Source organism: Salinimicrobium flavum (genome assembly GCF_042684505.1).
Lineage (GTDB): Bacteria > Bacteroidota > Bacteroidia > Flavobacteriales > Flavobacteriaceae > Salinimicrobium > Salinimicrobium flavum.
Genome location: NZ_JBHULT010000006.1, coordinates 194,142 through 218,488 on the forward strand (window position 1 = coordinate 194,142; position 24,347 = coordinate 218,488).

Here is a 24,347-nt window from a genome sequence, read left to right on the forward strand (position 1 = left end):
AACATCAAAAAGATCACTTTTCGATATTGAGTACTGTTTCAATTTGCGGAACGTATCTCTTAATGGTCATTTCCACCCCCGATTTCAAGGTCATAGTATTCACACTGCAACCTACACAGGCACCTTCCAACTGCACCTTCACATGGCGGTCATCTTCAATGGAGATAAGGGAAATATCCCCTCCATCACTTTTAAGGAACGGCCGGATCTCCTCCAGCGCCCTTTCCACATTAATTCTTACTTCTTCGCTTGTCATGACTACTTTTTAACTGCACTACAGCCCGCCATAGTGGTGATTTTAATTGCTTCGGTAGGAGGTAAACTGCTGTTACGTCTCACAGTTTCCTGTACCACATTTTGGGTGAGCTTTTCAAAAGCATCCGCCAGTGGGGTTCCATTCTGCAAAGCTGCAGGATGTCCTATATCTCCGGCTTCCCTTATACTCTGAACCAGCGGCAACTGCCCAAGGAAAGGAACATCAAGGTCTTCTGCCAGCATTTTCGCCCCTTCTTTTCCAAAGATATAATACTTATTATCTGGCAATTCTTCCGGAGTAAAATACGCCATATTCTCAACGATTCCCAGCACCGGTACATTGATGCTTTCCTGCTGGAACATTGCCACTCCTTTTTTCGCATCTGCAAGGGCAACATTTTGAGGTGTACTTACCACAACCGCGCCCGTAATAGGCATAGATTGCATAATGGAAAGATGGATATCACCGGTTCCCGGAGGCAGGTCTATTAAAAGGAAATCCAATTCTCCCCAGGCTGCATCAAAGATCATCTGGTTCAAAGCCTTGGCAGCCATAGGACCTCTCCAGATCACTGCCTGGTTTGGCTGGGTGAAGAATCCTATTGACAGCATTTTCACGCCGTAATTCTCTACCGGTTTCATTTTGGACTTTCCGTCGATGTTTACTGATAGTGGTTTTTCTGTTTGCACATCAAACATCATAGGCATGGAAGGTCCGTAAATATCGGCGTCCAAAAGACCGACTTTAAAACCCATTTTGGAAAGGTTAACGGCCAGGTTGGCAGTTACGGTAGATTTCCCTACTCCTCCCTTTCCGGAAGCTACAGCGATAATGTTCTTGATCCCAGGAATTGCTTTTCCTTTGATCTCCTGTTTTTCTGGTGCCTGTACTTTTATATTCACCTTAACCTTGGCTTTTTGGTAGACATGCTCATGAATGGCTTTCATAACATCAACCTCGGCTCTTTTCTTAATATGCAAAGCCGGGGTAGTTAGCAGCAGGTCTACCACCACCTCGTCACCAAAGGTCATAATATTCTGTACTGCACCACTTTCAACCATATTTTTACCCTCTCCGGAAACTGAAATAGTTTCGAGAGCATTCATTATTTCTTTTTTATCAAGTTTCATGCTGTGTCGTATGGATTTGGAATAGCTTATATAGATTCATTCTAAACGCAAATATAAGCCGAAAACCTAAGATAACGAAGTAATTACCAATTTTTGGAGCTTATATTTGAAGTATGTAAAATTCGGGCTTAAAGTTCTTCGGATGGATCCCAGAAATGCCGCTTAAAATCCACGATCTGGTCTTCTTTTACGTCCACACCTTCCTCTTCCAGCAGCTGCTGCATAACAAAGGTTCCGGGGAAATGATGTTTCCCGGTAAGAAGTCCGTTACGGTTCACCACCCGATGTGCCGGAACATCGTCAATTTTTGAAGCATTGTTCATCGCCCAGCCTACCATTCTTGAACTTCCGGTTGCACCCAGATACTTAGCAATAGCCCCATAACTGGTAACCCTTCCGGAAGGGATCATCTTTACCACTTCGTATACTTTTTCAAAAAAGCCGGTACCTTCTTTCATTATTGATAAAAGATCCTGATAAAGGTAATGACGACCAGCACGATCATAAGGCCGGCCATAAAATAATTTGAATACCTCGCAAAGAAATTCTCTTCGGCTTCGATCCTGGCAAAGAAAAGGGCGTAGAAATACAAGGTGGTAAATGTTCCCAGCGAAGCTGCCAGCACAAATACGGTATTGTTCAAAAGATGGTATTCCACATTCCCGTTCACATTAAGGGCAGCCCCCAGGGCAACGAAATAAGGAATAGGAAAGACATTAAGAGCTCCAATCATCATTCCCTTGAGAATACTGCGCACCCCGGAAGTCGGACTAACCTCAACCTCTTTACGCTTTCTGTTGGCCATAATAAAAAAATAGACTGCCATGATAATGAAGATCACAAGGCCTGCCCTTAGAAGAATATTATGGATATAAGGATTATTGAATATGTAACGGGCAAGCAGGATGGCGATAAGCGCCTGAATTAGGACAACAAAAGAGGCTCCAACAGCAACATATACCCCGTTTTTCTTCCCTCTTTTTACACAGGTCTTGGCCACGCTCATATTTACAAGTCCCGGGGGCACCACTCCAAGAAGGGCAGCAAAATAAGTAATAAGGAAAAGTTTGGTTTCCTCCAAAAGTGCTATTTTATTCTAAACTGAATGTAAGTTATTGGTTTTCCACGCTCAAGATACTGTTTTTCATAAAAAGTTTGTATCCCCACCACTTCTTTTGGAGAATATTCATTCTTATATACATCATGATTGGCCTGAAGGATCTCATGGCCTTCCCCGTGGAGCAGCCCCAGGGTGTAGCCATGCATGAATTCACTGTCTGTCTTAAGGTTAACCACCCCTTCTGGTTTCAGGACCTTTTTATATTTCTGAAGGAATTCAGAATTGGTCATTCTGTGCTTGGTGCGCTTATATTTTATTTGAGGATCGGGAAAAGTGATCCATATCTCGTCAACTTCATTCTCCGCAAAGAGCAGGTCTATGAGTTCTATCTGGCTTCTCAGGAATCCTACATTATCCAGTCCCTCTTCCAATGCGGTCTTGGCACCCCGCCAAAACCTGGCCCCTTTAATATCAATGCCTAAAAAATTCTTTTCAGGGTAGGCCTTTGCCAGGCCAACACTATACTCTCCCTTACCACATCCCAACTCCAGTACCAGCGGTTTATCATTCTTAAAGAAGTCCTTACGCCAGTTACCTTTGTAGGGGAATTCTCCTTCAACGACCTCTTCCCGTGTAGGTTGCACTACATTAGAAAAAGTTTCATTCTCTTTAAACCGCTTTAATTTATTCTTACTTCCCACCTGAAAATTTAATATTTTGGTAAAATTAAATAAATTCCAGCACAGGCCCGCCTTTTTATATTTGCAAATATGCGAAAGAAACGAATCCTTGTTGCTCCCATTAACTGGGGGCTTGGCCATGCCACCCGCTGCATTCCATTAATAAGGCAACTGGAAGGAAATGGTTTTGAACCGGTGCTGGCATCAGACGGGCCGGCTCTCTTCCTGCTGAAGAAGGAATTCCCACATCTCAGGAGTTATGAATTGCCCTCCTATAATATCACCTACACTACAAAAGGCAGTTTACTTAAATGGAAACTTTTGAGGGACACTCCTTCCATTCTTTCAAACATCAGAAAAGAAATAAAGGTAACCCGGACGATCGTGGAACAGGAAAATCTCTCCGGAATAATTTCTGACAGCCGTTTTGGGGTTAGGCACAAGCATGTGCGCTCAGCCTTCATTACCCATCAACTGAATGTCCTCTCTGGAAATACCACTTTTTTGAGCAGCAAACTTCATAGGAGGTACATAAGGAAATTTGATCAATGCTGGGTACCAGATGCGCCTGGAAAGAATAACCTCAGTGGTTTTCTGGGCCACCTCAAAAAATCACCGGCAGAAGAGATCAAATACCTGGGAATCCTCAGCAGGTTCCAAAAGAAGAATGTGCCAATTATCATCTATGACCGGATGATCTTGCTTTCGGGGCCTGAACCTCAGCGAACCCTGCTGGAAGAAAAGCTTCTTTCAGCTTTTAATGGCACCGGTGAAAAAATCATCTTTATACGCGGGGTGATGACAGAGGAACCTTTTCCTGTCACCAATCCTAACATTAAATTACATAATTATCTGTTTGGGGAGGAACTGGAAGATGCTATAAACAGCAGCAGGATGATCATCTCAAGATCTGGTTACACCACTCTTATGGACCTGGCAGTCCTTGAAAAAATGGCCTTTTTCATCCCCACCCCCGGTCAATTCGAACAGGAGTATCTTGCTAACCGCCTTATGAAACTGGGAATTACCCCTTTTTGCAAACAGGAGGAATTTGATCTCTCAAAATTGGCTACCACGGGAAAATTCTCAGGCCTGCGCGACCCTGGTTTCAGCTGTGACTCCCCCGGGCTTTTTGGCCTTTTTAAGGGTGAATGAGAATTCGCTTCCCAGGCCCGGTACACTTTCCACGAAGATCTTTTCCTTATGGGCTTCGATAAGATGTTTAACGATTGCCAAGCCAAGGCCTGAACCTCCCTCTTTGCGGGAACCGCTTTTATCGACCCTGTAAAAGCGCTCAAACAGCCGGGGAAGATGTACTTTTTCTATTCCCTCACCATTATCTGTGACCCGTACTACTACCCGCTTTTTGGAAAAGTTTTCGATGATCACCTCTGTTGTACCGTCATGCTTACCATATTTTATAGAATTGACCAGAAGATTTGTAAGGACCTGCTGTATCTTTTCCCTATCTGCTCTTACCCATACCGGTTCATAATCTGTATCAAAGATCAGGGTAATGTTCTTCTTTGCAGCCTTCATCTCCAGTAGATCGAATACATTCTGGACCACCTCTATCACGTCAAAATTCTCTTTTTTAAGCCGAAGTTCTCCCGTCTCCAGCCTGGTGATCATATCAAGGTCATTAACAATATAAATGAGTCGCTCCACTCCCTTTGCTGCCCGGGAGAGGTATTTTTTGCGCACGGTTTTATCTTTCATGGCCCCATCGAGAAGTGTGAGAATATAACCCTGTACCGTAAAGAGAGGGGTCTTTAATTCATGGGAGATATTTCCCATGAATTCTTTCCGGTAACTGTCCCTCATCTTTAAAGCTTCGATCTCCATTTTTTTACCTTCGGCGAATTTTTCAACCTCCCTGCTCAGGGTAGCCATATCTGTGGTTACCTGGCCCGGCTTGACTGAACTGGCGCTCAAAAGCCGCACATGTTCAAAGATCTTTTTGATCTTGGTATAGATAAAGACTTCGAGCCGGTACTGTATGATGAGAAAAGAGAACACGAAGCAGGAAATAGCATAGACGATCAACAAAGCCCAGGTAAAAACCCCCGCTATCAAAAGAAAACCTGCGGAAAGCACCGTCAGGAAAAGTGTTAGGTAAACCGATGTTTTTACCGCGAATTTGTATGAGCGCTTAAAGTCTTTTGCCATTAGGAAACAAACTTATATCCTACTCCTTTAATGGTCTGGAAACTTTCATCCCCTATCTTCTCCCGAAGCTTTCTTATATGTACATCAATGGTGCGCCCTCCTACTACCACATCGTTGCCCCATACTCTTTCCAGGATATCCTCACGTTTAAAGACCTTGCCGGGTTGGGAAGCCAGCAGGTATAGTAATTCGAACTCTTTTCTGGGCAGGCTGATCTCTTCCTCATCTTTAATTACCATGTATTTATCGCGGTTGATCATAAGGTCTCCTGCCTGCAAAACATCTGTATGGGGAGCAGGCTCTTCCCTGAATCTTCGAAGCAGTGCCTTCACTTTACTGGTAAGAACTTTAGGCTTAATGGGTTTAGTGATATAGTCATCTGCACCGGCATCAAATCCCGCCATTTGTGAATAATCTTCTCCCCTGGCGGTTAGGAAGGTGATCACTGTTTGATCAAGTTCAGGCTGTTTCCGCATTTGCGAACAGGTTTCGATCCCATCCATCTTTGGCATCATGACGTCAAGAATGATCAACTGTGGCTTTTCTTTTCTGGCGATCTCCAGGGCTTCCTTACCATTTTCTGCGGTTAGGATCCGGTATCCTTCCGCAGAAAGATTGTATCGAATGATCTCTATGATATCGGGTTCATCGTCAACCAATAATATACAGATGTCACTTTTTTCCATTGCTACCTATCTAAGTTAAGGTAAAAGTAAATATAATATTAATGATGGTCTTTCCTCCACCTCATTGTTAACCTTCTCATAACCTTTAATTAACTTCCCGGTAATTTTTTTGGGTGGAATCCTGATCTCCGTTTCCAGGGGAGACCGCATTAATCCTGAGAAATCCCGTGGTTGTAAAAATCAAAAAAGTGGCCCTAACGGCGTCTTTTCTTTTTTTATTGCGTGAAAAGTGATTTTAACTTATATTGAAGTTAGTTATGGTCTGATTTTTGAAATTTTATTTGTAATTTTGATAATATAGATTGCTGAAAATGAAACAACTCTACTTATTCCCCTTAATGATCATTGGCCTTTTGCTGTTCGCAAATCCGGCTCATGCACAGCTATCTACAGACACTTCAACTGTTAAGGAAGTTCCAATTGAAGACCTGTCGATATACCCCAATCCGGCCTCAGGTCAAAAGGTATATATTACCACCCGAAGCAATAAACCCAAGATTGTAGAGATCTATAATGTACTGGGCAAGAACATTCTTTCAGCTAACCTCACCGGCACAGAGTTAAATATATCCTCCTTAGAACCAGGGATTTATATCATGAAAATCCAGGAAGGAAAAAGTACGGCCACACGAAAACTGGTGGTTAGGTAAAACCACTTCCAACATTTTAGAAGCTATTCAGAAAAGTTCCTTTTCTGTACCTTTGTGCTGCTCAAAAATGATCATGCACACAAGGAACGACATCTTCAGCGTACAAGGCCCCGAAGAATTTAATGCCCTGGCATTAAAGATATTTCATTTTCAATATTCAGAGAATGAAGTATATCGCCGGTTCTGTGATCTTCTCCAAACAGATACTCAGAAGGTTGATTCCATTAAAAAAATCCCTTTCCTACCTATTGAATTCTTCAAATCTGAGAAGGTAATTAGTTCTTCGGAAGAAGCAGAGATCGTTTTCACAAGCAGCGGAACGACAGGACAGCAAAAAAGCAAGCATTTTGTTACAGATCTTGAAATTTATGTGGAAAGTTTCCGCAGAGGCTTTGAGTATTTCTACAATAATGTGGAAGACTATGCAGTCCTTGCACTACTCCCCTCCTACCTGGAGCGCGAAGGTTCTTCCCTGATCTTTATGGCAAAAGATTTGATAGAACGTAGTAGGAACCCTCACAGCGGATTCTACCTTAATGACCTGGAAGCTCTGAAGGATAAACTTCAACTTCTTGAGCAACAGCATCAAAAGGTATTGCTGATAGGAGTTTCATTTGCATTACTGGACCTGGCCGAAGGTTCCTCCTTCCATCTTAAAAATACTATTGTAATGGAAACAGGAGGTATGAAAGGCAGAAGAAAAGAGATGATCAGGGCTGAATTACATGAGGTTCTGAAAAATGGATTTGGTGTGGAAAAAATCCACAGTGAATATGGCATGACCGAACTTTTATCACAAGCCTATTCAACAGGAGATGGAGTTTTTGAATGTCCGCCGTGGATGAAGATATTAATACGTGATCCTGAAGATGCTCTAAGCCTTCTTCCACCCGGAAAAACAGGAGGATTAAATATTATCGATCTTGCCAATATTAATTCCTGTTCCTTTATCGCCACACAAGATCTTGGCAAGGACCTGGAAAACGGAAAAACAGAGATCCTGGGCCGTTTTGACAACAGTGATATCAGAGGTTGCAATCTCCTGATAATTTAAATAAAAATATTTAGGACAAAAGTGTAAGGATTTGATTTATAGACGACTTACCACTTGGTTAGATTATGTTTTCATAATTGGTTGGTTAGTTAGACGCCCCCTTAATACCTCTCGGTTGCAAGGGGGTTTCTTTATTCTACCCTAATGATATAGGTATTCCTTTTCCCTTTATTAATGATCACATATTTGTTGTTCAAAAGATCATTTTGGGTGATGATATAATCTTCTGTTACTTTTTCTTTATTAACTGAAACAGAATTTTCTTTTAAGGCCCTTCGGGCTTCCCCGTTAGACTTCAGGAAATCGGTCTTCGCCGAAAGTGCTGCGATCATGTCCAGCCCTGCTTCTACCTCTTCCCTGTCTATTTTAGCCTGTGGTACACCTTCAAAAACATCCAGGAAAGTTGCTTCATTAAGGCTCTTAAGGTCTTGTGCCGTGCTCTTTCCGAAGAGGACCTCAGAAGCCTTCACCGCATTATCGTAATCCTCTTTTGAATGGACCAGCACGGTGATCTCTTCGGCAAGCTTTCGTTGCAGTTTTCTCAAATGCGGTTCCTCCCGGTGGTCGGAAACCAGATTTTCAATTACCTCCCTGGGTAAAAAGGTGAAGATTTTAATGAATCTTTCTGCGTCTTCATCACTGGTGTTCAGCCAGTATTGATAGAATTTGTAGGGAGAAGTACGTTCAGGATCAAGCCAGATGTTTCCGGTTTCAGTCTTACCGAACTTGGTGCCGTCTGCCTTGGTAATTAAAGGACAGGTAAGAGCATAGCCTTTCCCATCCCCAATGCGACGTATCAATTCTGTACCGGTGGTGATATTACCCCACTGATCGCTACCGCCCATTTGCAGGGTACAATCCATTTCCCTGTAAAGGTGCAGGAAATCATACCCCTGGACCAGCTGATAGGTAAATTCTGTAAATGACATGCCCTCTGCAGATTCAGAAGACAAACGTTTCTTCACACTGTCTTTGGACATCATATAATTTACGGTGATGTGTTTTCCCACATCCCTGATGAATTCCAGGAAACTGAAATTTTTCATCCAGTCATAGTTATTCACCAGTACCGCAGCATTGTCAGAATCACTTCCGAAATCTAAAAATTTGGTGAGCTGTTTTTTAAGGGCATTCTGGTTGTGCAGCAAGGTTGCTTCATCAAGAAGATTGCGTTCGTCAGATTTCCCTGAAGGATCGCCTATCATTCCTGTAGCTCCACCAACCAGGGCCACCGGTTTGTGTCCGCACAACTGAAGATGTCTCAGCATCATCACCCCTACCATATGACCTATGTGCAGCGAATCTGCGGTGGGATCTATTCCTACATAGGCTGCACGCAGGCCTTCCTGCAGATGCTCCTCTGTACCGGGCATCACATCGTGCAACATTCCTCTCCACCTTAATTCTTCTACAAAATTCTTTTTCATGGTTACTCTTTTGAAATAAAAACAGCCGTAAAGATACCATAAACCTCCATTTTTCCTAAGCGGATTTACCTATATTTACGCGATGATTCTAGTTACCGGAGGCACAGGATTGGTAGGTTCACATTTGCTGCCTGATCTGATAAGATCGGGGGAAAAGGTGCGGGCCATTTACCGGAATGAAGACAAGTTAAGACAGGTTAAAAAGGTCTTTTCCTACAATTTTTCCGAAGAAGAAGCCGAAAACCTTTTTCAAAGCATTGAATGGGTTCCGGCAGATATCACAGATATCCCCTCACTCGAGAAAGTTTTTGAAGGGGTGCGGAAGGTTTACCACTGTGCAGCTTTAATTTCCTTTGATCCTTCCCGGGATTCCCAGCTTCGAAAAACCAATATTGAAGGCACTGCTAACGTGGTGAATTACTGCATCAAAAATAAGGTGGAGAAACTCGCTTTTGTAAGTTCTATCGCAACCCTTGATAAAAAACCGGAAGAAAATGTAGTTACCGAGGAGTCACACTGGAACAAGGAGAAACACCACAGCATGTATGCCATTACCAAATATGGGGCAGAAATGGAAGTTTGGCGGGCAAGCCAGGAAGGCATACCCGTAGTCATTGTCAATCCGGGTGTGATCATTGGCCCCGGATACTGGGACAGTGGGAGCGGGCAGATCTTTAAAAAGCTTCATAAAGGCCTGAAATACTATTTCCCAAAAACTACCGGGTTCGTTGGCGTGGAGGACGTGGTAAAGACCCTTCAAATTTTAATGGACTCGAAAATAGTAAATGATCAATTCATTGTAGTATCTGAAAACCTTTCGTTTCAAAAAGTACTGGGCACGGCGGCAGAGAGTATGGGAAAACCTGCTCCTAAGAAAGAGATTAAACCCTGGATGGTCAGGACCGGATGGTTTTTGCAGTCTCTTCAGAACCTGTTTACGGGAAAAGGAAAACAACTGGACAGCAAGTCGCACCGTACACTTTTTGAGAATACCTTTTACAGTAATGAAAAATTAATTTCCCGGCTAGGTTATTCTTTCTCACCTGTTAAAAGATCTGTAACATTTACAGGTAAGATTTTTAATAAGGAATTTAAAAAGTAATGTTCTCCCGGGATCTTGGCTGCGGAAGAGAACGGTCTTCCCTGGTCAGAGAATCGGGCGCAAAATTCCTTTGCCTTACCTTCTCATATTTTAGGGAATCGAGGTTAAGGGAGTCGAGTTCCAGGGAATCTTTGGGTTGAAGAGCTCTTATAGAATCCCTCTTTCTTTCCTCCCGGATTCTTATAGTATCATATTCCACTTTTAAAGCCTCGAGGCGCTCCTTCACCCTACCGTAGATATTTTGATACTGTTTGTAATTTTCAGCATAGTAGTTACTGCTTTTAAGGAACTGTAGGCTGTCAATACCGTGCTTCTCATAAATAAACTTCTCAGGCTTTATCCCTTTTTCCTCCATTAAGCTACGGTTATAACTCCTGGCCCCATGAAGCAGGGAGATATCTGTAAGAACCTCAACCATCTTATCTTCTGAAATGAGGTCCCCGGGCTTTTCAGATTTATGAATGTCCTGACAGCCGGAGAGAATAAGTAGAAATAAAAGCACAAACAAGTATCTCATTAACGCTCGAACTTTAAACGTTCTGCTTTCATGAATGGGGTAAACTGGAAATTCTTATATACCAGATTTCCATTGACGAAAGTATGGGTGACCCTTGATTTGAAAGTGACCCCTTCAAATGGGGACCATCCACATTTATAAAGGATATTCCCGGGCTGAACTGACCAGGGTGCATTCAGGTCAACCAGTACAAGATCTGCCTTATAACCTTCCCTTATAAATCCTCTTTTCTCGATCTGGAAAAGAATTGCGGGATTGTGACACATTTTCTCCACGATCTTTTCAAGGGATATCTTTCCCTGGTGATGGAATTGCAACATAGCCGGTAATGCGTGTTGCACCAATGGTCCTCCACTTGGAGCTTTCGTATAAACGTTGTTTTTCTCCTCCCTGGTGTGTGGAGCATGATCTGTAGCGATCACATCTATTTTATCATCAATGACAGCCTTTAGCAAAGCTTCCTGATCTTTCTGCGTTTTAACCGCCGGGTTCCATTTTATGAAAGTTCCTTTTCTGCCATAATCCTGATCATTGAACCACAGGTGATGGATACATACTTCTGCAGTGATCATTTTGTCTTTAAGTGGCTTCTTGTTCTCGAACAATTTTAGCTCCTTTGCTGTTGAGATATGAAAAACATGCAGTCTCGCACCTGTTTTTTTGGCAAGGGCCACAGCTTTGGAAGATGAAATATAGCAGGCTTCCTCACTTCTTATTTTTGGATGCAGTTCAATAGGAATATCATCACCATAACGTTCTACACACTCCTCCATGTTCTTGCGAATCGTGGCTTCATCCTCACAATGAGCAGCGATCAAAACGGGTGATTCCTTAAAGATCTTTTCCAGGATCTTTTCATCGTCTACCAGCATGTTACCCGTGGAGGAGCCCAGAAATAGTTTTAAGGCTGCAGTATTCTTAGGATCAATTTTTTTGATCTCTTCCAGGTTATCATTGGTGCCGCCAAACATAAAAGAATAGTTGGCGTATGAGGTTTTAGCTGCCAGACTGAACTTTTCTTCAAGCAACTCTATTGTAGTGGTCTGAGGATTGGTATTAGGCATTTCTATAAAGGAGGTGATCCCACCGGCGACAGCTGCCTTAGAGCCTGTTGCTATGGTTTCCTTATGGGTAAGTCCCGGCTCCCTGAAATGAACCTGATCATCAATAAGTCCCGGAAGCAGATAGTTCCCTTCAGCATCAATGATACTTAAGTTTGGAGATTTAGCACTGATACTTGATGCAATTTCAGTAATTATTCCGTCCTCAATAAAAACATCTCCTTCTATTATGGAGCCTTCATTTACAATACGCGCATTCTTGATTAGTACCTTCTTCATTATATCGTCATCTTATTAAACAGACTGTAAATTTTCATTTTCACTACACCAAATACGGCTTCCCATATTATTGAGCCACTCATTTTAGAAGTTCCCCGGGTCCTGTCAGTAAAGATCACCGGTACTTCCACAATATTGAATTTAGCCAGATACGCCTTAAATTTCATTTCGATCTGAAAAGCATAACCAACAAACTTGATACGATCCAGGTGGATGGTCTCCAGGACCTTTCTCCTGTAACACACGAACCCTGCCGTGGTATCCTCAACAGGCATGGCCGTTATTAACCTTACATACTTGGAGGCCAGCCATGACAGTAATACCCTGCTCATGGGCCAGTTCACAACGTTCACACCGGTTTTATAGCGGGAACCAATAGCTACATCTGCCCCCTCTCTTTTACAGGTGTTATACAACCTTATAAGATCATTGGGGTTATGGGAAAAATCTGCATCCATTTGAAAAATGAAAGTGTATTCCCTTTCAAGCACCCATTTAAATCCATGGATATAGGCAGTTCCCAGGCCTGATTTCCCTGTCCTTTTCAACAGAAAAAGTTTATCCCCATATTCTTCCTGCAACTGCTCTACAATTCCTGCAGTGCCATCTGGGGAGTTATCATCTACTACCAGGATATGAAATTTACGCTGCAGTGAAAAAACGTTCCTAACTATGCGCTCAATATTCTCCTTTTCGTTGTAGGTGGGTATTATAACAATCCCATCTGGCATAAAATTCTTTTGGACAAATGTAACTATTTTTAAGGTTTAGATTTTAGTTTTCAAGGGTCTTTTAATCGTATTAATTTTACCTTTGTAGAAAATTTTGCACTTGGAGGCACTAGAAAGATATGCAGTTTCACAAGATTGGATTACACTGCTCCTGTTACTCGTTTTTGTCATCCTGGTAATTACCAAATATGCTTTCCCTCAAAGATTCTCAGATTTCGTTATGTTGTTCGCTACAGACAAATACCTGCTTTTAAAAGGTAGGAAACCAAGTATTTTTCACCCTTTTAATCTCCTGCTGTTCGCTGTTAATGTAATCTCAGTAACCTTATTCATTTATCTAATCTACAAGACAGCGGTATCAGACACTATAAACCGGCCTAAAATCCTTTTTCTTAGACTGGCCACTGCTTACACTGCATTTGTCCTGTTCAAATTCGCGGTAGAGAAGATACTGGCTAACATCCTGAGTGTCGATAAAAAAATGAACTATTACCTCTTCTATAAATTAAGTTACCGCAATTTCATGGCCCTTATCCTGCTGCCGGTCAGCATGGCTTTTGTATATATTTGGGAACCTACTCTTACTGCTCTTTTTATCTTTCTGGGGATAACGGTGGTGATGAATTTCATAACAATTGCAAGCATCTATAAAAAAAATCAACAATATATAATAAGCCATTGGTTTTATTTTATTTTGTATCTTTGCGCTCTCGAAATTGGACCTTATTTTATTTTATATAAGCTATTTACAAACTTATAAGGTGAATAAAAGAAAACGTATATGAAAGTGAAAACAATTTTGGTTTCCCAACCAGAACCGAAGGTTGAAAATTCCCCTTATTTTGATCTTGAAGAAAAGCAAAAAGTAAAAATTGATTTCATTCCCTTTATCCATGTAGAAGGTGTATCCTCCAAAGATGTAAGACAACAAAAAGTTGATCTTTCCAAGTACACGGCTATCATCCTTACCAGTCGTAATTCGGTGGACCATTTTTTCCGCATAGCTGAAGAAATGAGATATAAGGTGCCAGATACCCTTAAGTATTTTTGCCAGAGTGAGGCGGTAGCCTATTATCTGCAGAAGTATGTAGTTTACAGAAAGAGAAAGATATATGTAGGGAAAAGGAATTTTGCTGAACTTTCCCCTCTTATCAAAAAATATAAAAATGAAAAGTTCCTGCTTCCGTCTTCAGACATGCTGAAACCAGATGTTCCGAAGACCCTTAACAAATTGGGAGTAGACTGGAAACAGGCAATATTTTACAAAACGGTGGTAAGTGACCTTTCTCACCTTAGAGAAGTATTTTATGACGTATTGGTTTTCTTTAGCCCCAGCGGAATCAAATCTCTTTTTGAGAACTTCCCTGATTTCAAACAAAATGATACAAGGATCGCTGTATTTGGAAATACCACGGTCAAGGCAGCAAAAGAGCATGGCCTAACTGTAAATATCCAGGCACCTACCCCTGAAACCCCTTCTATGACCATGGCGCTTGAAAAATATATCAAGGAACAGAACAAGAAGCATGCTTAATTATGTTCCTGTTTTAAATTAAAAAAACCGGCAATCTGAGATTGCCGGTTTTTTTATGGGTTTGTATAAAGATTATTCAGTTATAGGAGCTCCAGACATAATCTCGGAATTTGCCTGCTTCTCGAATTTTTCAAAATTCTTTTTGAAAGACTCTGCCAGAAGTTTTGCTTTCTTGTCATAGGCCTCTTTATCACTCCAGGTATTTCTCGGATTCAAAACTTCTGTAGGAACATTTTCACATTCTTTAGGCATTGCCAGTCCAAAGATTGGGTGCTGCTCAAATTCTACCTGGTCAAGTTTTCCTTCAAGAGCAGAAGAGATCATTTCACGAGTGTATCTCAGTTTCATTCTGGAACCAACCCCGTAAGGTCCTCCGGTCCATCCGGTATTTACCAGCCAAACATTCACGTCGTTCTCCTTCATTTTTGCACTTAACATTTCGGCATACTTCGTTGGGTGGAGCGGCATAAAAGGTGCTCCAAAACAAGCTGAAAAACTAGGTACAGGCTCATCTATTCCAGCTTCGGTACCCGCTACTTTGGCGGTGTAACCACTAATGAAATGGTAAGCAGCCTGTCCCGGTGTTAATTTACTGATGGGAGGCAATACCCCAAAAGCATCTGCGGTTAGGAAGAATATATTCTTTGGGTTCTCCCCAATGGAGGGAGTCTGGATATTATCAATATGGTGAATTGGATAACTTACTCTGGTGTTTTGGGTAATCACGGTATCTTCAAAATCAACCTCCCCGTTCTCATCCAGGATCACATTTTCAAGTATAGCTCCCGGTTTGATCGCTCTGAAGATATCTGGTTCGTTCTCTTCGGAAAGATTGATCACTTTTGCGTAACAGCCTCCTTCAAAATTGAAAACCTTGTTCTCTTTGGTCCAACCGTGTTCATCATCCCCAATCAATTTTCTTTCAGGATCTGCGGAAAGAGTGGTTTTTCCGGTTCCTGATAATCCGAAGAAAATAGCCGTGTCGTGGTCATCTCCCACATTGGCAGAACAGTGCATTGGCAAGGTATCCTTGTCTACTGGAAGTATAAAGTTAAGCGCGGAAAAGATGCCTTTTTTGATCTCTCCGGTATACCCGGTACCCCCAATAAGGGCGATCTTGCGGGTGAAATTCAGTATAGCGAAGTTATGCTGGCGGGTGCCGTCAATTTCAGGATCTGCTTCAAAGCCCGGTGCGTTGATAACCAACCAGTCTTCCTGAAAATTCTCAAGTTCCTCCCCGTGAGGTCTTAAGAACATGTTGTAGGCAAAAAGGTTAGACCAGGGATACTCGTTAACGACCCTTATATTCAAACGGTACTTCTCGTCAGAACAGGCATAGGAATCTCTTGCGAAAATTTCTTTACCGGAAAGGTAGTCGACCACCTTGTCATAAAGAGCATCAAATTTTTCAGGATCAAAAGGGATATTTATATCTCCCCACCACACTTTATCTTTCGTAATGTCATCTTCAACTATGAAGCGGTCCTTTGGAGAACGCCCGGTAAATTCCCCGGTATTAACCGCAAGAGCACCAGAGGCTGCTTCAACCCCCTGGCCTTTCTCAATGGTAAGAGTGTGTAACTCTTCCGGAGAAAGCTGGTAATGCACCTGTGCATCCCTAATTCCGTATTTATCTAGCGCAATCGTTTTCGTAAGTTGTTTTTTTGCCAACATAAAATATTTAGTTGTGGGTTTATCCTAGAGGACAAAAGTAGAAAATCTTATAATGATACAGTGGGAGAAACCCCTGATTTATTTCTTTTTTAACTTAATAAAACTAACCAGGAGCACTAACCAGGCCGCTATGAGCAGGGTTCCTCCAACAGGAGTGATAAGTGCTATTACCCGAAAATCAAATGAGGTGAGGGTATTTGTGGCTAAAAAATAAATTGAGCCCGAAAAAAACAGGATCCCAATAACTGTTAAATAGAAACAAATACTTTTAACTTTTTCCGAAGCAAGAGGAAGACCACCTACGATCAGCAAAAAAAGTGCACTGTACATTTGATATTTCACCCCGGTTTCAAAAGTGCTAATTGCCTCTGTGTTAAGGAGAGGCTTTAGGCCATGTGCAGCAAACGCTCCTAATATGATCCCTATAATCCCTAATAATGCTCCCGAAATAAGTATTCTTCTCTTCATTGTTGATTTTTAAAGACGCCTGCAATTAATTACATTCGTAGTCCAAACAAACAACAAAACTAATCAAAGTAATTTTTATGCGAAATATCCTGATTATTGGTGCCGGCAAATCTACTTCGGTACTCATTGAATACCTCCTGAAGAAATCTGATTCTGAAGATCTAAAAATAAAAATCGGCGACCTGGATTTAGAGAGCGCTAAAAAAATGGCCGGCACTCATCCCCGGGCAGAAGCCGTTGCCCTTGATGTTTTTAACCGCGATGAGCGGCAGGCAGCAGTAAACGAGGCAGATATTGTAATCTCCATGCTCCCCGCGAGATTCCACATAGAAGTAGCGAAAGATTGCCTGCATTTTGGTAAAAATATGGTTACTGCTTCCTATATAAGCGAAGAAATGGAGCTGCTGGACAAGGAAGTGAAGCAGAAAGGCCTGGTCTTTATGAATGAAATAGGCGTGGACCCTGGTATTGATCATATGAGTGCCATGCAGGTGATAGACCGCATACGGGATGAGGGCGGAAAATTGCTGCTTTTTGAATCATTTACCGGCGGATTGGTAGCTCCTGAAAGTGATACTAACCTCTGGAACTATAAATTCACCTGGAATCCACGAAACGTGGTAGTGGCCGGCCAGGGTGGTGTAGCCAAGTTCCTGCAGGAAGGTAAATTCAAATATATCCCTTATAACCGACTCTTCAGAAGAACGGAATTTATTGAGGTTAAAAACTATGGGAAATTTGAAGTTTACGCTAACAGGAATTCCCTTAAATACAAGAGCATCTATGGATTGGATGATGTTCTCACCCTTTACCGCGGAACCATAAGACGGGTTGGCTTCAGCAAAGCCTGGAACATGTTCGTGCAACTGGGTCTCACTGATGACAGCTACCTTATGGAAAATTCCGAAGAGATGAGCTACCGCGACTTTGTCAATTCATTTCTTCCCTACTCCCCTACCGATTCCGTAGAACTGAAATTCCGCCACAACCTGAAGATCGATCAGGATGATATCATGTGGGAAAAACTGCTCGAACTTGACATTTTCAACCCGAATAAAAAAGTGGGGCTTAAAAGGGCCACCCCCGCACAGATCCTTCAGAAGATTTTGATGGATAAATGGACCCTGGCTCCAGATGATAAGGATATGATCGTGATGTACCACAAATTTGGGTACGAACTTGACGGGGAAAGGAAACAAATAGATGCCACCATGGTAAATATAGGAAAAGACCAGACTCATACTGCGATGGCGCGAACGGTTGGACTTCCGGTTGCCATAGCGGCCCTAAAGATCCTTAACGGCAACATCTCCACCCCCGGAGTACAGCTGCCCATCACCCGGGAGGTTTATACTCCAATTCTCGAGGAACTCGCAGAGAACGGGATCCTTTTCAGGGAGGAGGAGAAGGAGTACCTTGGGTATAACCCCTTTGGAGAGGTCGGGAACTAGGACTAAACCACTTAACTTTACTGCCCCTGGTCAACCTAAGGGGCGGTATTTTTTATGAGAATAGTCATTTTTTAGTAATGTTCCTTGATATTATTTGGAACAATTCTGAATAAGGGTTACTTTTGCCCTCAATGAACCTGCTTTATAAGTCATATTATTTCGCTTCCTACCAGTGCGACAGCAACCGGTGCTTTTACCTCGACTTTGGTCATAAAAAGGTAAAACTTACCTTTTGCCAACTGCTTTCTATACGCCAGAAGGTGCAGGCCATCAATCTGGATTCTCACTTCGACAAAGATCTTAATTATAATGGCATTGAGATCCTAACGCTTTGCAATCGCGAACACCTCTTCATTCTTGACACCCTGCAGGTGATCGACCTAAAGCAGCTCATCAAAGCCACCTTCGGAATGATGGAACTCAACTCCCTCGTAACCCATTCCTGATTTACCTGATTTAGATTAATTATAAATACCATACTGCCTGCGGAAAGAAGACAGGATTTGCGTAATTTTAGGAAAAGGAAAAAATCATGAAAGACATAGTTCGACAAAAAATAGGAATAAACGTAGATATCATGGACATGCTCAATGAGCAGATCTCCAAGGAAGCACATTCTTCAGCAGCTTACCTGGCCATGGCTTCCTGGTGCGACCATAATGGTCTTACCGGAAGTGCCAGTTTCTTCTACAAACAATCTTTGGAAGAAAGGGAGCATATGATGAAGATCTTTAAGTTTATCAACGACAACGGTGGTACAGCTTATTCTCCTGAGGTCAGCAACATACTGCATGACTTCAATTCACTACAGGAGATCTTTGAAACGGCATTAGACCAGGAGATCGCGATTACCAAATCGATCAATAATATAGTTGCAAAATGCAGAAAAGTACAGGATTTTGCTTCTGAACAATTCCTGCATTGGTTCATTAATGAGCAAATGGAAGAAGAAAACCAGTTCAGGAGAATACTTGAAATGTTTGAGTTAATGGGTACAGACGGTATCGCCCTTAAACTTCTCGATGAAAGGATCAGCCATAACGGCTAATATTACAAACCTTCTAAAAAACAAAAAGGACACCAGTTGGTGTCCTTTTTGTTTAAATATACTTTTTGTCTTAGTCCCTTCCTCCAAGAAAGATACTCACGAAATAAAGCAAGGTTGCCAAAGAACCAACTGCTGCCACAACATAAGTCCGGGCTGCCCACTTCAGCGAATCTTCAGCAGCTTTGTGCTCCTGTGAGTTCAGCATGTTTCCAGTTTCCAACCACACCAGGGCACGCTTACTGGCGTCATATTCCACCGGCAGCGTAACAAAGCTGAATAAAGTACCCATTCCGTAGAGAATGATACCTATTAATAAGACCGTTTGCCCAACGCCAACAGAGACCATGGTCATAAGGATCAATCCACCAAAGATCGCCCACTGGGAGAACTTTGAGGCCACACTTACCACAGGTACCAGCTGGCTTCTCATCTGTAACCAGCTATATGCTTTTGCGTGTTGCACGGCATGCCCACATTCGTGCGCTGCAACAGCTGCTGCTGCCGCATTGCGTTGCGTATAAACCGCCTCACTTAAATTGATAGTCTTCTTTGCAGGGTTGTAATGGTCTGTTAGCATTCCCGGGGTAGAAATGACCTTTACGTCATAGATCCCGTTATCTGCCAGCATTTTTTCAGCGATCTCGCGACCACTCATCCCGTTTTGCAGGTGCACTTTTGAATAGTGCTTGAATTTACTTTTTAGTTTATTGCTCACATAAAGACTCACAACAAAAATGAGTCCCGCAATAATATAATATCCCATCATAGTTTCTAAGGTTATTTTTTTATTCTTATTATCAAATACCCAGCCAATTTACACTTTTAATTAAAACTGAAATTTTGTCTTATTCCACTGCTGCTGCGGAATCCCGAAATGATCTAACCCACAATATTGACGATCTTTCCTGGCACAACAATTACCTTTTTCGGTTCTCTGCCATTCAATTGTTGCTGAGTCTTTTCATGCTCCAGCACCGTTTTCTCGACCTCTTCTTTGCTCATATCAAGCGGAAGTTCCAGAGTAAACCTCATTTTCCCGTTAAAGGAAATTGGATACTCCTTCGTACTTTCAACAAGGAACTTTTCATTGAACACCGGATATTCCGCAGTAACTACAGAGGTGTCATGTCCTAACTTCTGCCAAAGCTCTTCGGCAATGTGTGGCGCATATGGTGCGATCAATACCGCCAAAGGTTCTAAAACCTCCCTGGAATTGCATTTTTGAGCGGTGAGTTCGTTCACGCAGATCATAAATGTGGAAACTGAAGTATTAAAACTGAAATTCTCAATATCCTCTGTCACCTTTTTGATGGTCTTGTGCAGGCTCTTTAAAGATTCTGCGGAAGCTTTTTCATCCAAAACTTCAAAGGTCTCGCCATTGTGGTACAGTTTCCATAATTTCTTCAGGAAATTGTGCACCCCGGTGATTCCCGCAGTGTTCCATGGCTTAGCCTGTTCCAGCGGACCAAGGAACATCTCGTACATTCTTAAAGTGTCGGCTCCAAAATCCTCACAAATATCATCAGGGTTCACAACGTTGTATTTGGATTTTGACATTTTTTCGACCTCTCTGTCTACTAAAAATTCTCCTTTTTCATTGGTAACAAAAGAAGCTTCTTTGTACAAATTTTCCTCCTCCTGCAGCTTGTCTGTATTCAATTTATTACCAAGCACAAATTGAACTGGAACATGAGTTTTATAGGTTCTAATAAGGAAACCGATCGGTTGAACCTTCCCCTTTAAACCATTATCTTCAATATCTTTCAAGATCTCTGTATAGAACGGGGAAAGAACTCTATCTTTCACTTCTTCCATTTTTATTTCTTCTTCACTTTCAGGGTTGGTAATGGAAACTTTAAGAAGTCCAACAATATCACTCGAAAAATATATATCCTTTACAATTTCATACTTCTCTTGAAGAATTCGGTATCTTCTCTCTTCATCCTTGCTCATCTTTTCTGAAAAGGATTTGGCAAAATTAAATCCAATCCTTTTGATAAATGCACTTTCTCCCAGGATCATTCCCTGGTTGATGAGTTTTTTGAAGGGTTCCTCAACAGTCAGCAAATCGCGGTCATAGAGGAATTTGGTCCAGAACCTGGAGTATAATAAGTGACCCGTGGCGTGTTCGCTTCCTCCAATATACAGGTCTACGTTTTCCCAGTATTTCTGAGCTTCCTTCGAAACAAACTCGGTTTCATTGCCGGCGTCCATATATCTGAACAGGTACCAGGAACTACCAGCCCACCCGGGCATAGTATTCAACTCCAGTGGAAAAACGGTTTTATGATCGATCTTTTCGTTCTTTACCACTTCGTTCTGTTTCGTGTCCCAGGCCCATTCCGTTGCGTTTCCTAAGGGAGGCTCTCCTGTTTCTGTGGGAAGGTATTTTTCAACCTCCGGAAGACGAAGCGGCAAATGCTCTTTTTCGATCATTTGCGGCATCCCGTTCACATAATAAGCCGGGAAGGGTTCCCCCCAGTATCTTTGCCGGCTAAACACTGCATCCCGCAGTCGGTAATTGGTTTTGCCTTTTCCCTGCCCTATTTTTTCAAGCTCTAAAATGGCTTTATTGAGGGCTTCTTTATATTCCAGTTCATTCAGGAAATCTGAATTAGTGATAACCGTGTCTTCTTTTCCCGAAAAAGCTTCTTCGGAAATATCCGCATCTTTAAATATGTTCCTGATTGGCAGGTCATAATGTTTTGCAAAATCATAATCCCGCTGGTCGCCACATGGAACGGCCATCACGGCACCTGTCCCGTAACCCGCTAAAACGTAATCTCCAATCCAGATAGGCACCGGCTCTTTGGTGAACGGATGCTCGGCATAAGCTCCGGTAAACACCCCGCTGATGGTCTTTACATCGGCCATTCGCTCGCGTTCACTTCTTTTGGCAGTAGCTTCAATATATGCATCTACCTCAGCTTTATGGTCTGGAGTTGTTATTTTCTGCACCAGGTCATGCTCGGGAGCCAGGGTCATAAAGGTAACTCCGTAAATGGTATCTGGTCGGGTAGTGAAAACATCAATCCAGTTTTCCTTTTCATCCTCTCCCCGGTCAGTGAGACGAGCCTGCTCCCTTCCCTCCGGGAAGGGCTGGGGATGGGATGAAGGCAATACCTTGAATTTGACAAGCGCTCCCACAGATTTCCCAATCCAGTTACGCTGACTTTCCTTCAGGCTTTCGGTCCAGTCTATTTTATTCAATCCCTGCAACAAACGTTCAGCGTAAGCAGAAATTCGCATGCTCCACTGGGTCATTTTCTTTCTGATCACCGGGTAACCGCCACGTTCTGATACGCCGTTCACGATCTCATCATTTGCCAGCACTGTACCCAATTGCGGACACCAGTTCACTTCGGTTTCAGCTAAATAGGTTAGACGATATTTTAGTAACTGCTCCTGTCTTTCTTCCGAAGAGAAATTATTCCAGTCGTTCGCGGTGAATTCCTCTACATCTTCATCACAGGCCGCGTTGACACCGGCGTTACCTTCCGCAGCAAGGATCTCCTCCAGGTCAGAAACAGGCCTGGCTTTATCTGCTTCATTGTCATACCAGGAATCAAAAAGCTGGATAAAGATCCACTGGGTCCATTTATAATAATCGGGTTCACTGGTGCGTACTTCACGGCTCCAGTCAAAAGAAAACCCAATCTGGTCCAGTTGTTCGCGGTAGCGGTTAATATTGGCCTCTGTAGTAATAGCGGGATGCTGTCCTGTTTGGATCGCATACTGCTCGGCGGGAAGACCAAAACTGTCATATCCCTGCGGATGCAGTACATTAAAGCCTTTATGCCTTTTGAAGCGGGCATAGATATCACTTGCGATGTACCCTAGCGGATGCCCCACGTGCAGCCCCGCCCCCGAAGGGTAAGGAAACATGTCTAGTACGTAATATTTAGGTTTTTCAGAATTATTTTCAGCTTTGAAGGTCTGGTTCTTTGCCCAGTACTCCTGCCACTTCTTTTCAATTTGATTGAAGTTGTACCTCATTTTTGTTCAGCATCACAATGTTAACAACGCCTGAAATCCTTCAGGAAGGGCAAAAATACGTTTAATGTACGAAAGTGAAAAGTTTGGACGTTTTAAAGAAAGGGATTGATTTACTTTCTTATTTTTACAAAAATTTACGCACCTGCTGTATGAGTTCATCTTTTGAAAGGTATCAAAAAAGGCGTCTTATTTCTTCTTATTTTTCGGTAGTCATCAGTATAGCACTCGTGCTTTTTCTGCTGGGGTTGTTGGGTCTTTTGGTATTGAATACCAAGAAAATAGCCGACCATTTCAAGGAGCAGATCGCCCTGACGATCTATCTAAAAGATACTGCTAAGGAAGTCGAGATCAACCAGCTCAACAAAAGTCTGGCACTGGCAGAGTATACCAAGACCACCACCTATGTTTCCAAAGAAGAGGCGGCTGAAGCTCACAGCAAGGAAATTGGTGAAGATTTTATGGATTTTCTGGGGTATAATCCGCTTCAAAATTCAATTGATGTTTACGTCAAGGCAGATTATATAAGCTCGGGTGAAATTGACCAGATCGCCGAAGAGATGGCGGCCAAAAGCTTTGTTGACGAAGTGGTGTATGACAGGCCCCTTATCTCCCTCCTGAACGAGAACGTTACCAAGATAAGTTTCTGGATCCTTGCCATTAGCGCGATATTTACTTTTATAGCGGTTCTCTTGATCAACAGCTCCATAAGGCTCTCGGTTTACTCCAAACGTTTTATCATCAAGACCATGCAAATGGTGGGAGCCACCAAACGGTTTATTCGGAAACCATTTATATGGAAAAGCGTAAAGCTGGGAATGATTGGAGCCGTGCTGGCACTTTTGGGAATGGGTGCCGTTTTGTATTATATGGACAGAAGTTTCCCAGAACTTGACCTTTTAGGGGATATAGGTCTTTTGGCCGCTTTATTTATCGGGGTGTTTGTATTGGGAATAATGATCACCTGGCTTAGCACGTTCTTTGCCACCCAGCGCTTCCTCAACCTAAAAACAGACGAGTTGTATTACTAAATTTTAAGGCCCTGATGCACGGATAATCCATGGAAAATCCTATTGAAAAACATTAGTGCATTTGTGGCTAAAATAAAATATAGAATCATTTAAAATGAAAAATAAAAGGCCTTTACATAAGCAAGATCTCAATTTTGTCTTTGAAAAGAAAAACTATATAGTAATGGGAATTGGCCTGGCTGTGATCGCCCTGGGCTTCCTGCTCATGGCAGGTGGAGGCAGCGATGACCCCAATGTTTTCAATGAAGAGATCTATAACTGGAGGAGAATTCGACTGGCACCTGCCCTGGTATTGTTAGGCTTTGGCATAGAAGTCTACGCTATTCTTCTTAACCCCCGAAAATAA

The 24,347-nt window shown here is 42.4% G+C and carries 26 protein-coding genes; 11 read left to right on the plus strand and 15 right to left on the minus strand.

Features of this window, described 5'->3' with window-relative positions:
• Positions 1–13 precede the first annotated feature (13 nt).
• From ACFSTG_RS04155 to trmB, 5 genes are all read right to left on the minus strand, one after another.
• Positions 14–256 carry a NifU family protein gene (locus ACFSTG_RS04155; RefSeq protein WP_380748767.1) on the minus strand — a complete coding sequence of 81 codons (243 nt, stop codon included), beginning with the start codon at positions 254–256 and terminating at the stop codon, positions 14–16.
• 2 nt (positions 257–258) lie between these two features.
• Positions 259–1,386 carry an Mrp/NBP35 family ATP-binding protein gene (locus ACFSTG_RS04160; RefSeq protein ID WP_380748768.1) on the minus strand — a complete coding sequence of 376 codons (1,128 nt, stop codon included), beginning with the start codon at positions 1,384–1,386 and terminating at the stop codon, positions 259–261.
• A gap of 128 nt (positions 1,387–1,514) precedes the next feature.
• Positions 1,515–1,844, minus strand: a complete 330-nt coding sequence (locus tag ACFSTG_RS04165; RefSeq protein ID WP_380748770.1) for an MGMT family protein — start codon at positions 1,842–1,844, stop codon at positions 1,515–1,517.
• Complete coding sequence (locus tag ACFSTG_RS04170; protein WP_380748771.1) at positions 1,844–2,467, minus strand: LysE family translocator; 624 nt, start codon at positions 2,465–2,467, stop codon at positions 1,844–1,846. Before ACFSTG_RS04170 ends, ACFSTG_RS04165 begins: the two co-directional genes overlap by 1 nt.
• A gap of 5 nt (positions 2,468–2,472) precedes the next feature.
• A complete protein-coding gene (gene trmB, locus ACFSTG_RS04175; protein WP_380748773.1) occupies positions 2,473–3,147 on the minus strand; it encodes a tRNA (guanosine(46)-N7)-methyltransferase TrmB in 675 nt (224 codons plus the stop codon).
• 69 nt (positions 3,148–3,216) lie between these two features.
• Here trmB and ACFSTG_RS04180 point away from each other — a divergent pair, with 69 nt between their 5' ends.
• Positions 3,217–4,281 carry a glycosyltransferase gene (locus ACFSTG_RS04180; protein ID WP_380748774.1) on the plus strand — a complete coding sequence of 355 codons (1,065 nt, stop codon included), beginning with the start codon at positions 3,217–3,219 and terminating at the stop codon, positions 4,279–4,281.
• Here the strand turns inward: ACFSTG_RS04180 and ACFSTG_RS04185 are convergent.
• Positions 4,213–5,295, minus strand: coding sequence for a sensor histidine kinase (locus ACFSTG_RS04185; RefSeq protein ID WP_380748776.1), 1,083 nt, complete (start codon positions 5,293–5,295; stop codon positions 4,213–4,215). The two genes, ACFSTG_RS04180 and ACFSTG_RS04185, sit on opposite strands and share 69 nt — an antisense overlap.
• Entirely contained in the window at positions 5,295–5,981 is a 687-nt protein-coding gene (locus tag ACFSTG_RS04190) for a response regulator transcription factor (protein WP_380748777.1), read from the minus strand. The genes ACFSTG_RS04185 and ACFSTG_RS04190 overlap by 1 nt, the downstream gene beginning before the upstream one ends.
• Positions 5,982–6,292: 311 nt before the next feature.
• On the opposite strand from ACFSTG_RS04190, the gene ACFSTG_RS04195 reads away from it, so the two are divergent.
• Positions 6,293–6,631: a T9SS type A sorting domain-containing protein gene (locus ACFSTG_RS04195; protein ID WP_380748778.1), complete on the plus strand. Its 339-nt coding sequence runs from the start codon at positions 6,293–6,295 to the stop codon at positions 6,629–6,631.
• A gap of 73 nt (positions 6,632–6,704) precedes the next feature.
• A complete protein-coding gene (locus tag ACFSTG_RS04200) occupies positions 6,705–7,685 on the plus strand; it encodes a LuxE/PaaK family acyltransferase (protein WP_380748780.1) in 981 nt (326 codons plus the stop codon).
• A gap of 131 nt (positions 7,686–7,816) precedes the next feature.
• On the opposite strand, the gene tyrS is transcribed toward ACFSTG_RS04200, so the two are convergent.
• Positions 7,817–9,112 (minus strand): tyrosine--tRNA ligase, encoded by a 1,296-nt coding sequence (gene tyrS, locus ACFSTG_RS04205; protein WP_380748781.1) that lies wholly within the window; start codon positions 9,110–9,112, stop codon positions 7,817–7,819.
• 82 nt (positions 9,113–9,194) lie between these two features.
• On the opposite strand from tyrS, the gene ACFSTG_RS04210 reads away from it, so the two are divergent.
• Positions 9,195–10,214, plus strand: a complete 1,020-nt coding sequence (locus tag ACFSTG_RS04210; protein ID WP_380748783.1) for an NAD-dependent epimerase/dehydratase family protein — start codon at positions 9,195–9,197, stop codon at positions 10,212–10,214.
• On the opposite strand, the gene ACFSTG_RS04215 is transcribed toward ACFSTG_RS04210, so the two are convergent.
• From ACFSTG_RS04215 to ACFSTG_RS04225, 3 genes are read right to left on the minus strand one after another with little or no spacing between them, the layout of a single operon-like run.
• On the minus strand, positions 10,204–10,731 hold the full coding sequence (locus ACFSTG_RS04215; protein WP_380748784.1) for a DUF4296 domain-containing protein: 528 nt from the start codon (positions 10,729–10,731) through the stop codon (positions 10,204–10,206). The genes ACFSTG_RS04210 and ACFSTG_RS04215 overlap by 11 nt on opposite strands.
• Positions 10,731–12,071 carry a dihydroorotase gene (locus ACFSTG_RS04220; RefSeq protein ID WP_380748785.1) on the minus strand — a complete coding sequence of 447 codons (1,341 nt, stop codon included), beginning with the start codon at positions 12,069–12,071 and terminating at the stop codon, positions 10,731–10,733. Before ACFSTG_RS04220 ends, ACFSTG_RS04215 begins: the two co-directional genes overlap by 1 nt.
• The gene (locus ACFSTG_RS04225; RefSeq protein WP_380748787.1) at positions 12,071–12,802 is read right to left on the minus strand and encodes a polyprenol monophosphomannose synthase; all 732 of its coding nucleotides are present in this window, start codon (positions 12,800–12,802) and stop codon (positions 12,071–12,073) included. Before ACFSTG_RS04225 ends, ACFSTG_RS04220 begins: the two co-directional genes overlap by 1 nt.
• Positions 12,803–12,902: 100 nt before the next feature.
• Between ACFSTG_RS04225 and ACFSTG_RS04230 the strand changes: the two genes are divergently transcribed.
• Both ACFSTG_RS04230 and ACFSTG_RS04235 read left to right on the plus strand, forming a co-directional pair.
• A complete protein-coding gene (locus tag ACFSTG_RS04230; protein ID WP_380748789.1) occupies positions 12,903–13,562 on the plus strand; it encodes a DUF4271 domain-containing protein in 660 nt (219 codons plus the stop codon).
• A 21-nt stretch (positions 13,563–13,583) separates the two neighbouring features.
• Positions 13,584–14,336, plus strand: coding sequence for a uroporphyrinogen-III synthase (locus tag ACFSTG_RS04235; protein ID WP_380748791.1), 753 nt, complete (start codon positions 13,584–13,586; stop codon positions 14,334–14,336).
• A gap of 72 nt (positions 14,337–14,408) precedes the next feature.
• Here the strand turns inward: ACFSTG_RS04235 and pckA are convergent, their stop codons facing one another.
• Both pckA and ACFSTG_RS04245 read right to left on the minus strand, forming a co-directional pair.
• A complete protein-coding gene (pckA, locus tag ACFSTG_RS04240) occupies positions 14,409–16,010 on the minus strand; it encodes a phosphoenolpyruvate carboxykinase (ATP) (RefSeq protein WP_380748793.1) in 1,602 nt (533 codons plus the stop codon).
• Between the two features lie 78 nt (positions 16,011–16,088).
• Positions 16,089–16,478 carry a DUF423 domain-containing protein gene (locus ACFSTG_RS04245; RefSeq protein WP_380748795.1) on the minus strand — a complete coding sequence of 130 codons (390 nt, stop codon included), beginning with the start codon at positions 16,476–16,478 and terminating at the stop codon, positions 16,089–16,091.
• Positions 16,479–16,555: 77 nt separating this feature from the next.
• On the opposite strand from ACFSTG_RS04245, the gene ACFSTG_RS04250 reads away from it, so the two are divergent.
• From ACFSTG_RS04250 to ACFSTG_RS04260, 3 genes are all read left to right on the plus strand, one after another.
• The gene (locus ACFSTG_RS04250; RefSeq protein WP_380748797.1) at positions 16,556–17,929 is read left to right on the plus strand and encodes a saccharopine dehydrogenase family protein; all 1,374 of its coding nucleotides are present in this window, start codon (positions 16,556–16,558) and stop codon (positions 17,927–17,929) included.
• Positions 17,930–18,060: 131 nt separating this feature from the next.
• Positions 18,061–18,375, plus strand: a complete 315-nt coding sequence (locus ACFSTG_RS04255; protein ID WP_380748799.1) for a hypothetical protein — start codon at positions 18,061–18,063, stop codon at positions 18,373–18,375.
• A gap of 86 nt (positions 18,376–18,461) precedes the next feature.
• Complete coding sequence (locus tag ACFSTG_RS04260) at positions 18,462–18,977, plus strand: ferritin (protein WP_380748801.1); 516 nt, start codon at positions 18,462–18,464, stop codon at positions 18,975–18,977.
• Between the two features lie 70 nt (positions 18,978–19,047).
• On the opposite strand, the gene ACFSTG_RS04265 is transcribed toward ACFSTG_RS04260, so the two are convergent.
• The gene (locus ACFSTG_RS04265) at positions 19,048–19,743 is read right to left on the minus strand and encodes a zinc metallopeptidase (RefSeq protein WP_380748803.1); all 696 of its coding nucleotides are present in this window, start codon (positions 19,741–19,743) and stop codon (positions 19,048–19,050) included.
• Positions 19,744–19,856: 113 nt separating this feature from the next.
• On the minus strand, positions 19,857–22,973 hold the full coding sequence (locus tag ACFSTG_RS04270; protein WP_380748805.1) for a leucine--tRNA ligase: 3,117 nt from the start codon (positions 22,971–22,973) through the stop codon (positions 19,857–19,859).
• Between the two features lie 149 nt (positions 22,974–23,122).
• Here ACFSTG_RS04270 and ACFSTG_RS04275 point away from each other — a divergent pair, with 149 nt between their 5' ends.
• Positions 23,123–24,001: a cell division protein FtsX gene (locus ACFSTG_RS04275; protein WP_380748807.1), complete on the plus strand. Its 879-nt coding sequence runs from the start codon at positions 23,123–23,125 to the stop codon at positions 23,999–24,001.
• Positions 24,002–24,095: 94 nt separating this feature from the next.
• Complete coding sequence (locus ACFSTG_RS04280) at positions 24,096–24,347, plus strand: DUF3098 domain-containing protein (protein WP_380748808.1); 252 nt, start codon at positions 24,096–24,098, stop codon at positions 24,345–24,347.

Bases quoted from the DNA above. Each gene is read 5' to 3' on its own strand.
- ACFSTG_RS04155 (WP_380748767.1), bottom strand. From the start codon at position 256: ATGACAAGCGAAGAAGTAAGAATTAATGTGGAAAGGGCGCTGGAGGAG.
- ACFSTG_RS04160 (WP_380748768.1), bottom strand. From the start codon at position 1,386: ATGAAACTTGATAAAAAAGAAATAATGAATGCTCTCGAAACTATTTCA.
- ACFSTG_RS04165 (WP_380748770.1), bottom strand. From the start codon at position 1,844: ATGAAAGAAGGTACCGGCTTTTTTGAAAAAGTATACGAAGTGGTAAAG.
- ACFSTG_RS04180 (WP_380748774.1), top strand. From the start codon at position 3,217: ATGCGAAAGAAACGAATCCTTGTTGCTCCCATTAACTGGGGGCTTGGC.
- ACFSTG_RS04185 (WP_380748776.1), bottom strand. From the start codon at position 5,295: ATGGCAAAAGACTTTAAGCGCTCATACAAATTCGCGGTAAAAACATCG.
- ACFSTG_RS04190 (WP_380748777.1), bottom strand. From the start codon at position 5,981: ATGGAAAAAAGTGACATCTGTATATTATTGGTTGACGATGAACCCGAT.
- ACFSTG_RS04195 (WP_380748778.1), top strand. From the start codon at position 6,293: ATGAAACAACTCTACTTATTCCCCTTAATGATCATTGGCCTTTTGCTG.
- ACFSTG_RS04200 (WP_380748780.1), top strand. From the start codon at position 6,705: ATGCACACAAGGAACGACATCTTCAGCGTACAAGGCCCCGAAGAATTT.
- tyrS (WP_380748781.1), bottom strand. From the start codon at position 9,112: ATGAAAAAGAATTTTGTAGAAGAATTAAGGTGGAGAGGAATGTTGCAC.
- ACFSTG_RS04210 (WP_380748783.1), top strand. From the start codon at position 9,195: ATGATTCTAGTTACCGGAGGCACAGGATTGGTAGGTTCACATTTGCTG.
- ACFSTG_RS04215 (WP_380748784.1), bottom strand. From the start codon at position 10,731: ATGAGATACTTGTTTGTGCTTTTATTTCTACTTATTCTCTCCGGCTGT.
- ACFSTG_RS04220 (WP_380748785.1), bottom strand. From the start codon at position 12,071: ATGAAGAAGGTACTAATCAAGAATGCGCGTATTGTAAATGAAGGCTCC.
- ACFSTG_RS04225 (WP_380748787.1), bottom strand. From the start codon at position 12,802: ATGCCAGATGGGATTGTTATAATACCCACCTACAACGAAAAGGAGAAT.
- ACFSTG_RS04235 (WP_380748791.1), top strand. From the start codon at position 13,584: ATGAAAGTGAAAACAATTTTGGTTTCCCAACCAGAACCGAAGGTTGAA.
- pckA (WP_380748793.1), bottom strand. From the start codon at position 16,010: ATGTTGGCAAAAAAACAACTTACGAAAACGATTGCGCTAGATAAATAC.
- ACFSTG_RS04245 (WP_380748795.1), bottom strand. From the start codon at position 16,478: ATGAAGAGAAGAATACTTATTTCGGGAGCATTATTAGGGATTATAGGG.
- ACFSTG_RS04250 (WP_380748797.1), top strand. From the start codon at position 16,556: ATGCGAAATATCCTGATTATTGGTGCCGGCAAATCTACTTCGGTACTC.
- ACFSTG_RS04255 (WP_380748799.1), top strand. From the start codon at position 18,061: ATGAACCTGCTTTATAAGTCATATTATTTCGCTTCCTACCAGTGCGAC.
- ACFSTG_RS04260 (WP_380748801.1), top strand. From the start codon at position 18,462: ATGAAAGACATAGTTCGACAAAAAATAGGAATAAACGTAGATATCATG.
- ACFSTG_RS04265 (WP_380748803.1), bottom strand. From the start codon at position 19,743: ATGATGGGATATTATATTATTGCGGGACTCATTTTTGTTGTGAGTCTT.
- ACFSTG_RS04270 (WP_380748805.1), bottom strand. From the start codon at position 22,973: ATGAGGTACAACTTCAATCAAATTGAAAAGAAGTGGCAGGAGTACTGG.
- ACFSTG_RS04275 (WP_380748807.1), top strand. From the start codon at position 23,123: ATGAGTTCATCTTTTGAAAGGTATCAAAAAAGGCGTCTTATTTCTTCT.
- ACFSTG_RS04280 (WP_380748808.1), top strand. From the start codon at position 24,096: ATGAAAAATAAAAGGCCTTTACATAAGCAAGATCTCAATTTTGTCTTT.